At 43.2% G+C, this 12,567-nt stretch carries 16 protein-coding genes; all 16 read right to left on the bottom strand.

Annotated elements, in window-relative coordinates:
- Position 1: 1 nt before the first annotated feature.
- Positions 2–271, bottom strand: coding sequence for a flagellar biosynthesis protein FliQ (gene fliQ, locus O0550_RS04275; RefSeq protein WP_003336924.1), 270 nt, complete (start codon positions 269–271; stop codon positions 2–4).
- A 15-nt stretch (positions 272–286) separates the two neighbouring features.
- Positions 287–1,069 (bottom strand): flagellar type III secretion system pore protein FliP, encoded by a 783-nt coding sequence (fliP, locus tag O0550_RS04270; RefSeq protein ID WP_022584399.1) that lies wholly within the window; start codon positions 1,067–1,069, stop codon positions 287–289.
- 2 nt (positions 1,070–1,071) lie between these two features.
- Entirely contained in the window at positions 1,072–1,743 is a 672-nt protein-coding gene (locus tag O0550_RS04265) for a flagellar biosynthetic protein FliO (RefSeq protein WP_003336922.1), read from the bottom strand.
- A 6-nt stretch (positions 1,744–1,749) separates the two neighbouring features.
- Positions 1,750–2,112 carry a response regulator gene (locus O0550_RS04260; RefSeq protein ID WP_003336921.1) on the bottom strand — a complete coding sequence of 121 codons (363 nt, stop codon included), beginning with the start codon at positions 2,110–2,112 and terminating at the stop codon, positions 1,750–1,752.
- Between the two features lie 26 nt (positions 2,113–2,138).
- The gene (gene fliY, locus O0550_RS04255; RefSeq protein ID WP_022584398.1) at positions 2,139–3,512 is read right to left on the bottom strand and encodes a flagellar motor switch phosphatase FliY; all 1,374 of its coding nucleotides are present in this window, start codon (positions 3,510–3,512) and stop codon (positions 2,139–2,141) included.
- Positions 3,505–4,500 carry a flagellar motor switch protein FliM gene (fliM, locus tag O0550_RS04250; protein WP_003336919.1) on the bottom strand — a complete coding sequence of 332 codons (996 nt, stop codon included), beginning with the start codon at positions 4,498–4,500 and terminating at the stop codon, positions 3,505–3,507. The genes fliY and fliM overlap by 8 nt, the downstream gene beginning before the upstream one ends.
- A 55-nt stretch (positions 4,501–4,555) precedes the next feature.
- Entirely contained in the window at positions 4,556–5,005 is a 450-nt protein-coding gene (locus O0550_RS04245; RefSeq protein WP_003336918.1) for a flagellar basal body-associated FliL family protein, read from the bottom strand.
- 15 nt (positions 5,006–5,020) lie between these two features.
- Complete coding sequence (locus tag O0550_RS04240; protein ID WP_003336917.1) at positions 5,021–5,236, bottom strand: flagellar FlbD family protein; 216 nt, start codon at positions 5,234–5,236, stop codon at positions 5,021–5,023.
- A 96-nt stretch (positions 5,237–5,332) separates the two neighbouring features.
- Entirely contained in the window at positions 5,333–6,130 is a 798-nt protein-coding gene (gene flgG, locus O0550_RS04235) for a flagellar basal body rod protein FlgG (RefSeq protein WP_003341384.1), read from the bottom strand.
- Positions 6,131–6,211: 81 nt separating this feature from the next.
- Complete coding sequence (locus O0550_RS04230; RefSeq protein ID WP_022584396.1) at positions 6,212–6,616, bottom strand: TIGR02530 family flagellar biosynthesis protein; 405 nt, start codon at positions 6,614–6,616, stop codon at positions 6,212–6,214.
- Positions 6,617–6,641: 25 nt separating this feature from the next.
- Positions 6,642–7,976 carry a flagellar hook-length control protein FliK gene (locus O0550_RS04225; RefSeq protein WP_258425678.1) on the bottom strand — a complete coding sequence of 445 codons (1,335 nt, stop codon included), beginning with the start codon at positions 7,974–7,976 and terminating at the stop codon, positions 6,642–6,644.
- A gap of 56 nt (positions 7,977–8,032) precedes the next feature.
- Positions 8,033–8,935 carry a MotE family protein gene (locus O0550_RS04220; RefSeq protein WP_181748001.1) on the bottom strand — a complete coding sequence of 301 codons (903 nt, stop codon included), beginning with the start codon at positions 8,933–8,935 and terminating at the stop codon, positions 8,033–8,035.
- Positions 8,936–8,949: 14 nt separating this feature from the next.
- Complete coding sequence (gene fliJ, locus O0550_RS04215) at positions 8,950–9,402, bottom strand: flagellar export protein FliJ (protein WP_035318512.1); 453 nt, start codon at positions 9,400–9,402, stop codon at positions 8,950–8,952.
- 1 nt (position 9,403) lies between these two features.
- Positions 9,404–10,726, bottom strand: a complete 1,323-nt coding sequence (gene fliI / locus O0550_RS04210; protein ID WP_101668690.1) for a flagellar protein export ATPase FliI — start codon at positions 10,724–10,726, stop codon at positions 9,404–9,406.
- Positions 10,723–11,559 (bottom strand): FliH/SctL family protein, encoded by an 837-nt coding sequence (locus O0550_RS04205; RefSeq protein ID WP_176489402.1) that lies wholly within the window; start codon positions 11,557–11,559, stop codon positions 10,723–10,725. The genes fliI and O0550_RS04205 overlap by 4 nt, the downstream gene beginning before the upstream one ends.
- Positions 11,543–12,556 (bottom strand): flagellar motor switch protein FliG, encoded by a 1,014-nt coding sequence (gene fliG / locus O0550_RS04200; protein WP_003336908.1) that lies wholly within the window; start codon positions 12,554–12,556, stop codon positions 11,543–11,545. The genes O0550_RS04205 and fliG overlap by 17 nt, the downstream gene beginning before the upstream one ends.
- Between the last annotated feature and the right edge of the window lie 11 nt (positions 12,557–12,567).

The raw sequence follows: 12,567 nt of genomic DNA, 5'->3' as shown, positions 1-12,567 counted from the left end.
TCTACCCCACAAATCTGTACAGGTTACCCATGATATTTGCTGTAAATTCAATGACAATCCGTAGCATCCATGGACCAAAAATGAGCAAGGAAAGAAACACGGCTACGATTTTGGGAATGAACGCCAACGTTTGTTCTTGAATTTGTGTTGTTGCCTGAAAAATACTCACCATTAGCCCGACTAACAGCGCAATTCCCAAAATAGGGGCAAGCACGATCAATATGGTATATACTGAGGATTGCGCAATTTGTAAGATCATATCTGATGTCATGTTTCATCAGGCCTCCTAGAAGCTTAAAAAGAGTGATTTCACAACGAGATACCAGCCGTCCACCATGATAAACAACAGGATTTTAAACGGTAGTGAAATCATGACAGGCGGGAGCATCATCATCCCCATCCCCATCAAAATACTAGCCACAATCATATCGATAACCAAAAATGGAATAAACAACATAAAACCGATTTGAAAAGCTGTTTTTAATTCGCTGATGGCAAAAGCAGGAACCAAGGCTACTAAAGATACATCTTCTATTGACTTTGGTTTTTCAGACTTCGAGTATTGCAAAAATAACGCTAAATCCTTTTGTCTCGTCTGCTTTAGCATAAACGATTTTAGAGGAGTAACTGCTTTATCCAACGCTTGTTGCTCCGTAATTTTCCCCTGCATCAACGGTTTTACTGCGGTATCGTTAATGGTTTGAAATGTAGGCGCCATGACGAAGAATGTTAAGAACAACGCCATACCCACAATCACCTGGTTAGGTGGCATTTGTTGAGTAGCTAAAGCCGTACGTACAAACGACAACACCACTACAATACGCGTAAAGCAAGTCATTAAAATTAAGATGCTGGGTGCTAAGGCTAAGACCGTGAACATTAACAGCAGTTGAATCGTAGAAGCTGTTTTCTCAGGAGTATCTGCTCCCCCGCCGATCTTAAACTCTACCTGTGGAATTTTGGTTAAAAGTCCTGCTGCATCTGATGTACTTGCTTCAGCAACCTGTGTATAGGTCATCAAACAAAGAAACGTTGCACATATGAATAGAAGTGGCAAAAATCTGTTCATGACTAATCCCCTTTGCGGCGGTTCTGTTCCCATTGATTCTTTTGTTGCTCCGCATGGGAGACTTCCCGCCACTGTTCGTCCAGTAGCTGATCAAAAGAGGCATCTGTTTGTTGAGTGTGCGTGGATGTAGTCTTAGATTGTGCTTGAAACAAATGACCAAGCTTATTCCATGACCAGTCAGGAGTTGTTTTATTCTCGATATCGGCCAAAATAACATCCAACTCATCACCAGGCGGAATCTGCCGGATAAGCTGAATATTTTCCCCCACGCCTAACACATAAAGCGAGTCGCCAATCATCACCAATTGAATGGACTTACCTGTTCCAAGAGAAAAGCCTCCTAAAGTTCGAAATGGGCCACTTTCTCGAAAACCGCCAGCTTGTCTCTTTCCTAGCCATTTGAACAACAGATAGATTAGGCCGACAACTACTGCTAATGAAAAGACGATTTGGACCACATACCCAAGAATACTAGGGCTTTTTGGAACTGGAGAATCCGTAGATAACTCTCCCCCAGTCCCTTGTTTTCCCTGTTTTGCATCCTGCTGTAACCAGTCAAAAGCTGACCCTTCTGTCTGTTTTGCCTCCGCATAACTCACTGTTGGTGAAGGCGCTACTACAGCAAAAACTAGTAACATTGCCACGAACAAACTACGAATGTTCATTGCATTCATAATCGTTTAGCTCAACGTCTTTTTGATGGCTTCGATTACTCGATCCGCTTGGAAAGGTTTTACGATAAAGTCTTTCGCACCAGCCTGAATAGCATCGATAACCATAGATTGTTGTCCCATTGCGGAACACATGATAACACGAGCATTAGGATCAAGCTTGCGAATTTCCTTCAAAGCTGTGATACCATCCATCTCTGGCATTGTAATATCCATTGTTACTAAGTCAGGACCTAACTCCTTATACTTCTCAACTGCTTGGGCACCATCACTTGCTTCCCCAACAACCGTAAAACCATTTTTCGTCAAGATTTCCTTTACCATCATTCTCATAAATGCTGCGTCATCCACGATTAACACTTTGTTAGACATCCTACTGTTCCTCCTTAAAGATCTGCTTATTGTAACTTCTGTACACGATCCCATTGACTAATTATATCGGTTACACGCACACCGAAGTTTTCGTCAATGACAACGACTTCACCTTTTGCGATCAGCTTGTTGTTGACTAATATATCAACAGGCTCACCCGCTAATTTGTCTAACTGAATAATAGAACCAGCAGACATCTCTAGTATATCGCGAATTAGTTTTTTTGTACGACCCAACTCTACAGTTACCTGAAGTGGAATATCCAATAGCAGCCCTAGGTTCTGCTCATCTGACTGAGCAGCATTATTCCCTTGGAATGGGGCAAATTGTGCTGGTTGAACATTCGCTGCCGCTACCGGTGAGTTAATCGCTCCCCCAGCCTGTTGTGGAGCCTGAGCATATGGCTGCGGATATGGCGGGTATGGATACGGATATGGAGCATACCCTTGATTTGGCGGATAGCCATATGGTGCTGGTTGCGGCGGATACGGATGCGGTGGTTGTTGTTCATAACCACTCGGAGCCGCCCCCATAGGCATACCAGGTGTTTGTTCCATAACTGGCTGTTGCGGTGCTGATGCTGCCATTGGTGCTTGTGCTGCAGGTGTTCCTTGCGGAGCTACTGCTGGTTTTCCAAAATCCATGGACGCTTCATGCATGATAGAAGCTGTTGCTGATGTCTCAACCATCTCCGGTCCTTCACTTCCCATCAAACGACTAATCATTTGTTTGGCAAAATTAATCGGTAAAAGCTGCATAATGTTAGAATCAATTAGCTCTCCTTGATCTCCAACCTTAATTTGGAAGGAAATCTTGACAAGCTCCTCACCGCTAGGCAATCCTTCTTCTCCTTGCCCATTCTGTAGGTCCATCATATCAATCCCAGGAGGAGAAATGTTCACTAATTGATTAAAAATAGTCGACATCGAGGTTGCGGCGGAGCCCATCATTTGGTTCATTGCTTCCTGCACAGCACTCAAATGCATTTCTGATAGCTCAAGAGCATTATTTCGACCATCGCCACCCATCATTAAATCTGCAATGACAGAGGCATCTGCTACCTTAATAACAAGCATGTTGATACCTTGAAAGCCATCCGTATATTCAACATGCACCGCAACATGCGGTCGCGGAAATTCATCGACTAACTCACTTCTCTTCACGATGGAGACTGTTGGTGTCGTAATATCTACCTTTTGACTTAGCAGAGTAGATAATGCAGTTGCTGCACTGCCAAACGTAATATTACCGATTTCACCTAAAGCATCTTGCTCAAAGGGAGAGAGATATTCATCAACATCGGCGATGCTGTTCTCCACTTGTGTTGGCTCCTCAGAGAGGTTATCGTTGGCTTTTAGCAAGGCATCAATCTCATCTTGAGACAACATATCTCTACTCATAGTTTTCCTCCCCCTCCTCTATCACTTCATCGATTTGTACAGCTACCTTACCTTTTAATGTACCTGGCTGCCCGTAGAATTTCAGGCAATCGCCCACTTTGATATGTAATCTGTTATCGATGGTTTGGTCCAATTGAATGACATCACCTTGAGTTAGTTGTAAAAATTCTCGTACGGTGATGGTGCTTGTTCCTAGTTCCGCACAAATCGGCAATTTAGCAGTTTTGACTTGATCTTCTAAAAGCAGTCTTTCTGCTTCATCTCGTTGTCGTCGTTGTGTTGAGAACCAGTATTGCCCTGATAATTTTGGCATGATCGGTTCTAATACCACGTGCGGCAAGCAAAGATTAATCATGCCTGTCGTATCACCAATCTTGGTGCTAAAGGAAATAACAGCAACAATTTCATTAGGTGAAACAATCTGCATAAATTGCGGATTCATTTCCAGAACTTCCAAATATGGATCTAATTCGATAATTTGTTTCCAAGCTTCGTGAAAACTATCTAGCGCCTTGCTGAAGACGCGTTCCATTACGGTCGTTTCAATCTCGGTCAATGCCCCCATTTTATCTGGGATCATTCCTTGACCGCCCAATAATCGATCCAACATCGCATAAGCGATATTTGGATTTACTTCCATTACCATTCTACCTTCTAAAGGCGGTGCCTCAAAGATATTTAGGATGGTCATCTTCGGTATAGATCGGATAAATTCGTCGTAAGGCAACTGGTCAACAGAGGCGACATTAATTTGCACGAAGGTCCGAAGCTGCGCTGAAAAATAGGTAGTTAAGAGTCTGGCATAATTCTCGTGAATTCGCGTAAGTCCGCGGATCTGATCCTTAGAGAAGCGAAGCGCTCGCTTAAAATCATATACCTTGATTTTTTTCTCGGCATCTTCTTTTTTAAGTTCATTAGCATCCATTTCTCCAGAGGAAAGAGCAGCTAATAACGCGTCTATCTCACCTTGTGAAAGTACCTCGGCCATGGCGGTCACCTCCTTTTGCGCTTTGTTTCATCCCACTCATCGTTTTTCTCATCTCTTATGTCTTTTTTAGGTTCGTTGTGCTAACAAGAATGATTCTACCATCTTGCATAATTGAATTCACATCATTTAGGACTTTGGCCTCAAGCTTGTTAATGCCTTCTGTACCTTTTAGATCCTCTGGAGTTAATCCAGCCAAGCTTTTAATAATAACCTGCTTTACTTGCGGCAATCTTTTTTCTAGCTCAGCTTTGCCTTCTTTACCGTCTGCTGTAATGCTAAAACGTACTACCACGAAGTTATTGGTTAAGAGGTTAGTGGTAATATCATCGGTATCTACCGAGTATTCCTTCATTTCATCTGCATTTAATGCTTTTACTACCTCTGCTCCGTTCGTTTGTTTTGCTGGAGCAAACGTGTACATGTACATAAAGAATGCTGCCACACCTAACAGAGTGATAGCAATTAGAATAATAAGTGCCATATTTACTAATTTATTTTGAAACATAGCGGCCTCCCGTTATTAGCTAGATTCGCCTGGTTGTTTAAGCGTCTTTGCCAAATACGATTCCTGATAGAACTGCTTCATTTGAAGAATGATGTCTTCGACTGTCTCTTTGACCAGATACTTTTTGCCAGTGGTTAAGGTAATAATCGTATCTGGTGTTGCTTCTACTACTTCAATATGAACCGCGTTTAAATAAAATGTGTTTCCGTTAAAACGGGTCAAGCGAATCATCGAACGACTCCTTTCAAAGGTGGCAGAGGAGGAGTTATTCCTCCTCTTGCCTTATCGTTGTGATGCGGATGATTACTTCTTACTACTAGCTGTTACCTAGCGTTTTAGGTTAATCAGCTCTTCCAAAACGGTGTCGGAAGTGGTGATAATACGGGAATTCGCTTGGAAACCACGCTGTGCAACAATCATTTCAGTGAACTCTTCACTTAGGTCTACGTTGGACATTTCAAGTTGACCTGAGAGAATTTTAGAGTTAGCCGCTGTTGGAGTAGTCGTTTCCATTTCAATGTTCCCTGATGCTACTGTCGTTTTAAATAGGGAACCACCCACTTTTTCTAATCCCCCTGGATTTGGAACTGTAACCATACCTATTGTAGCAGCTGTTTGTACTTGTTGATCGTTCCCAACAGTAGTGATTACCCCATCAGAACCAATTGAATAAGACACTACATTATCTCTCTCAATCTGAACAGGTTGTCCAGTCTCATCTAGTAGCTTCATTCCTTGTGGGTTAACAAGAAATCCCTCAACATCGCGTTCAAAGTTACCGGCACGAGTCAGATATTTATTCTCTCCATCCGAAACCACGAAGAATCCATCACCTTCAATAGATAAATCAGATGTCAAATTCGTGGTCATTGGGCTACCAACAGAGTGAACGACGTTAATGGCAGCAACTGTGGTTCCCAAACCTATTTGCTTTGGATTAACACTACCGCGTGTTTCAGATGGTCCTGATTCACTACCAACCTTTTGGCTTAAAATATCCTGGAACATGACACGGCTCTTTTTAAAACCAACCGTATTCACGTTAGCAATATTATTACCAATTACATCTAATTTTGTTTGAAAACCCTTCATGCCGGATACACCGGAATACATCGAACGAATCATCAATAAACCTCCCTTTTTCATTTATGGATTACCTCAGTCATTTGGCAACCCGTGGGCTTCCTACATGAGGGCCGGCCCTATTTATACAAAGACTGCACTGTCAATATTGGTAAATACATTTTCCTTCATTCGGCTTTCATCCATAGCCGTAATTACCTTGTGATTCGAGATGCTTACGACATAGGCGACATTATCCATTAAGATTAGGGACTCTCGTGCTCCTTTGTCCCTCGCCTTTTGAAACCCACTCTCCAACCGCTGCATATCTTCTGGTTGCAGCTCAATACCACTCTCACGCATCCTCTGTACCGCATGCTGGCTAAAGGAGAGGGCTTTTGGAGAGGAGCTCTGACTCTGCTGGGCCGTTAAGGAATCAGAAAGCCATTGATCAAATGGCTTAGTCGCTGGTTGCGAAGCTCCCGTCTTCTTAGGAGTGGAGAGCCGCGAAGGATAATAGGTGCTTCCTACACGTATATGATGGTTCAAAGCTATCCCTCCATCCTTATACCCTTTATGCGTTCAGGTCTACGCGAGATGCTCCTAGCCTTCTACTGCTTTCACGCTCGCTATCGAGAACACTGTCAAAGGAAGCTTCTGCTTGCTCGTTCTGTGTACCTTGATCCTGTGATTGCTCACGAGCCTGCTGACCACCATTTCCTTTGTCCTGATCAAATGAGAATGTGGAATTAGTGTTTTGTTGGCTTACTTCCAGCTTATCCACTTGTATCCCCTGCTGAGCAAAAGCGGTTCTAAGCTGAGCCATTTGTTGATCCAGCATGTCTTTGCCATGTTTGGATTCGGCAATAAAGTGAGCGGTAATCACACCATTGTGTGAGCTAATACGCACATCAACTTTACCTAGCTCCTGTGGATAAAGGATTAGCTTTGCTTCCGTTACCCCTTGGAGTGTTCCTACTTTTAGCTGACGGACAAATATATCCGTAACCTGCTGTGGCATCTGTTCTGCTCGAACAGGGAAGCTTCTCATTTCCGGTGCTGTAGTTGATTGCTTTTGTACCGGAGTAGCTGAAATGTTCTCCACGTGAAGTTGAGCGGTCGCATCTACGTCTCCATCAACGGTCTCTTGGTTCATAGCTACTGGTGTGATTGCTTCCTGCATGGTAGCTTGGAACGATTTCACCTGAATACCCGCTTCCTGACCATATTGGCTCAGTGCATGATGAACTCGAACGGGTTTCATCTGAGTAGGAGTTTGGTTGGAAACCTCTACTCGATTAGCTGTAGTAGGCATCAACTGCTTTTTCAATTGAGGAGTAGCCAATACGGATTGTTGCTCTTCTAAAGCCCCATCCTTTTGTAAGGAAATCCCCATTTGTCCCAGCGTTTTTTGCACGGTTTCAAGCAATTTTTGATAATCTCCCTTTGCTTGATCAGGAGTCATCGACGGTAGCTTCTGCAACAAATCAGTTAATTTGTTAGCATCCTCCGCAGACATTCCCTGTGCTGTTAATGCTTGAAGTAAGGTTTGTTTTCCTTCATTCGTTGTGAGTGTGATGATTGGAAGCTTGCCGGCAGTAGCTTCCTCAGCTTGTCCATCCTCTACGCTGATTTGCTGTTCCTGTGGCAAGAGCATCTGTTGATTGGCTCCTAGCAACTGCTGAAGCATCGCCATCAGATCCTCCAAAGCACTTGCATCTTCATCAGAAAGACCCGGAAACTCCACTTCAGACATGTTAGTAAAGGCTCCAACCGCTAAGCCTAATTGCAAAGAAAAAATTCCTTGCTCCTGGCCGGCAACAGAAGCCTGTCCTCCATTTACTAGTGGAGCCGCTCCTGTTGTGGCAGGTCCCATAGGCATCACAGCTTGCATGTTTCCAATATTCATCTAATCACCTCCTATATAATTTCGTTGCTATGTAAACGATGAAGAACATTTGTACTTCATCGAGGCAACGCATTCGTCAAGCGCGCTGCTAATTCGGGGTTTGTCTTGCTAATTTCACTTAGAAACTCGCCCCGTTTATTGTCAGATACTTGTCCCAGTACGCTTAAAGCACGTTCTGAATTAATTTTATACAGTGAGATTAAAATTTTAGATGCATCTCCTGCATTCATAGATTCAAAGCTTTTCATTAACTTCTCTGCATCTATTTTGCTTGATTCCCTAGTTTCACTTAAGGCTTTCGTTAAAATTTGGACCCGCTGTTGTAAGGCTGCTATGTCATCATCCTTGGAAATTTGATTATCCTTTAGCAGAATAGAAATATCCGCGGCCTTTTTTGGGTCCATCTTCGCCAGTAGCTGAGCCTGTTGATCTGTCTTCATTTTGGAAAGAACAACAACGGCTTCCTCCTTGCTAAGATTACTTACGATCGCAGCTGCATTTTTAGCCGACATAGTGCTGTATATCTTAGCTAAATCCTGAAACTGTTTTTGTCTTTCTTCCTCTTCTATGCGCTTTTCTTCCGTTGCTTTTTGTAGATTCGCGATTTGTTTTTGTAAAGATGCAATCGTGCTATCTTTTTGGCTTACCTCTTTATGCAATTGATCAGCAGCCTGTTTGCTCTTAGCTGCCTCCTCATTTACCTGAGCTTTTTTTGCTTCCGTTTTGCTATCTTCTTTGCTACCTTCTACCGTTTGGCTAGTTGGTGTATCGTCTGGTATCAGCTTTTCTACATATGGAATGTTATTTAGCCAATCTTTTACGCTTCCCACGACATCGTAGCCAAGGAGGCTTGCCAAGATTCCAGCTAACAAACTAGCAAATAAGGCAGGAATAACAATGATGTATAAGAGCCACTCTAGCCTGTTATACTCGCGTTCCTCCTGGATTTCCTCTTCCATGAAGACGCCTCCTTTCACACCTGCTTCAATTGTCGGAGGAATCGATTTGTGCCGATCTCATCCATTTCTTTTTGTTCTACTTGGTTTTGCCATTCTATATATTTGGTTTGCGCTTTATCACGCAGGGTTGACCACAGCTTGGATTCTTGCAAATGGTAGTGCAATTTCTCCTTGCATCGCTCAATTTCTTTATCACAACCAATGATGCGGCGTCTTTGCGTTTCAATCTGGCGGTCAACTACCTGCTGAAATCTCGTTACTGCTAATAAGTCAGATGCGCTGCATGCAGAATGTTGCATATCCACAAGCGAATCGGACATCGTATTTCGCTTATCAACAAGTCGATATAGCTTTTGCTCTTCTTGTTGTTTTTGTTGTACCGATCGACCAAATGCCCATTGTGCTTGTTCTGTTTCTTTTTCCTTTAAATCAAGTACTTTTTGCATATGGAAGCGAAAAGGCTTCACGTTACATCACACTCCCAAAATGAGCGGTTAATGCTTGCAGAGTCGTATCAAAATCGGAGGGCTCATTAACACCCTGTGCCGTAAATGCCCGAATCGTCTCTCTATGACGAATAGCGGCATCAATTTCTCGATTCGTTCCCGTCTTGTACGCTCCAATATTAATTAGATCCTCTGCCTCTTTATATGTAGCCATGTGTCGTTTTAATTCCTGAGCTGCTTGTAAGTGCTGTGGAGTGCAAATCTCACTCATTACCCGACTCACGCTTTGCAAAATATCAATCGCAGGAAAATGCCCTCGTTGGGCAATTTTGCGATCCAACACAATATGACCATCTAATATCCCCCGCACAGCATCGGCTATTGGATCATTCATATCATCAGAGTCAACCAATACGGTATACAAAGCGGTAATGCTGCCTTTGTCTGATGTACCTGAACGTTCCAGTAGCTTAGGCAACATAGCAAATACAGACGGGGTATATCCGCGTGTAGCTGGTGGTTCACCAATGGCGAGACCAATTTCACGCTGAGCCATAGCAAAACGTGTCACAGAATCCATCATTAACATCACGTTAAGCCCACGATCTCTAAAATATTCAGCAATCGCAGTAGCAATCATCGCACCTTTAATACGAATCATTGCTGGTTGATCTGATGTAGCAACTACAACAACAGACCGTTTTAATCCCTCTTCGCCCAAATCTCGCTCGATAAAGTCCCGCACTTCACGTCCACGCTCTCCGACAAGAGCAATAACATTAATGTCAGCAGTCGTATTGCGAGCAATCATACTCATCAAAGTACTTTTTCCTACCCCAGAGCCGGCAAAGATACCTACACGCTGACCTTTTCCCATTGACAATAAGCCATCTATAGCTCGAACACCTAAACTTAGGGGTTCTGCTATTCTCGGTCTTGTCAATGGGTTAGGTGGCATGTTATCAGTTGGATAGTTCGTTAGTCCATAGGGAAGCGACTCATTTGATAAAGGACGACCTAAACCGTCAAGAATACTTCCTAAAATTTCGGGTCCTACCTTCACTGATAAAGGTCTACCTGTAGCTACTACATCACATCCAGGACCGATGTACGACAAATCACCAAGTGGCATTAATAGAACCTTTGTATCTCGAAACCCCACCACCTCAGCCATAATTGGCTCTTTGTGATGAGGCGATTCAATCATGCAAATCTCACCTAACTTAGCTTCAGGTCCCTGGGATTCTACAGTGAGTCCCACTACCTGTGTCACCTTGCCATTTATCCGGTGAGGCGTGATTGTTTGCATAGCAACTTTATATTTTTCTGCGTTTAATGTAATCATTGGGATTCACTTCCCCGCGCTACGTCCATCAGAATTTGTTTGATTTCTTTTAGTTGGGTATCAATTTTGGCATCCACGCTTCCGTAGGCTGTCCGAATAATGCAACCTTCATCTTCAACGGCATAATCTGGATAAATGCCTAGTTCCGCTTGTCCATCGATTAACGAAAGCAATTGTTCACGGTGTTCTTCGACAAATGGATACAGTTTGTGATTCACCAAAATAGATACTTCTCCATGCGAGCGTGAGCTTTTTAAAGCCTGTCGAACAATCTCAACGACCTTTTCAGGTGCCAGCGTCAGCTCATCATGAATGATTTTACGAGAGATATCTAAGCTCAGTTCTACTAAAAATGGCTCGGCTTCCGCTATAACCTTCTCTTTGGTCTCATAAGCTTGCGTTAAAACATCCTTAGCCTTTTGAACATTTTCCTCCTGTTCAAGACGTGCCTGCTCTAAGCCCTGCTCCTGACCAAGAGCGTATCCTTCCTCACGAGCCATTTCCTTAGTCTGCTGCGCCATTTCCTCTGCTTCTTTTTGCTTTTGCTCCCACCACTCGGCTATCTCCTGCCGTGCTTGCTCGCGCAATTGCTCTGCTTGATTAGAAGCATCAGCCATAATACTTTCAGCTAGCTCTTCCGCATCTCGTATAATGGCTTTCGCTTCTTCTTCAAGTTTCTGATGATCAAAAACTTTATTTTCCAGCAACATTTCGTCTACTTCATCCGTCTGTACTTGTAAAGCAGCATTCATTTTCTGAGTTACTTCAAGTACATAGGCATCTACAGACTGGACATATCGATTTGCCTTAAAAATCCTAGACAATGATATCATCTCCTCCACCGCGGGCGATGATGATTTCTCCAGCTTCTTCTAAGCGACGAATAGTAGCAACAATCCGGGATTGTGCCTCCTCAACATCACGCAATCGCACAGGTCCCATAAACTCCATTTCTTCTTTGAAGGTATCTGCCATCCGTTTGGACATGTTGCGGAAAACCGTTTCGCGAACTTCTTCACTTGCCACTTTAAGCGCAAGCTGTAAATCGTTGTTGTCCACATCGCGAATAACACGTTGAATGGAACGATTGTCCAGTGTAGCAATGTCTTCGAATACAAACATGCGTTTTTTGATCTCTTCCGCAAGCTCTGGGTCTTGAATCTCCAGTGAATCAAGGATGGTTCGTTCTGTACTACGGTCAACACCATTTAAGATGTTTACGATTGATTCAATGCCACCCGCTTGTGTGTAATCTTGGGTTACAGTTGCAGAAAGTTTTTGTTCCAATACCTGTTCTACCTGGGCAATTACCTCTGGAGATGTACTATCCATTAAAGCTATCCGTTTAGCTACATCTGCCTGACGATCCTGCGACAGTGATGACAAGATCATGGAAGATTGCTGCGGTTCTAGATAAGCTAGAACCAATGCAATGGTTTGTGAATGTTCATTTTGAATAAAGTTAAGGATTTGACTAGGGTCCGCTTTTCTAGCGAAGTCAAACGGGCGCACTTGCAAATTGGCTGTCAATCGGTTCAAGATATCTAGCGCTTTGTTTTCTCCTAATGCTTTTTCCAAAATTTCCTTTGCGTAGGTAATACCACCTTGTGCTATTACTTCCTTGGCAACTGCAATCTGATGGAATTCTGCTAGAATTTTGCCTTTTTCTTCATGATCCACTTTACGTACACTGGCAATTTCCAGTGTAAGCTGTTCAATCTCATCTTCACGTAAATGCTTAAATACCTGTGCCGAGACATCTGGACCAAGCGAAATGAGCAAAATCGCAGCTTTTTGCCTTCCAGTTAACTCTTTTGCGACACGAGCCACTATACTCACTC

Origin of the sequence: Brevibacillus halotolerans, from assembly GCF_026891775.1 — a bacterium.
GTDB classification, from domain to species: domain Bacteria; phylum Bacillota; class Bacilli; order Brevibacillales; family Brevibacillaceae; genus Brevibacillus_B; species Brevibacillus_B halotolerans.
The sequence above is the reverse complement of the archived record's forward strand: the minus strand, read 5'-3'. Positions and strand labels throughout refer to the sequence as shown.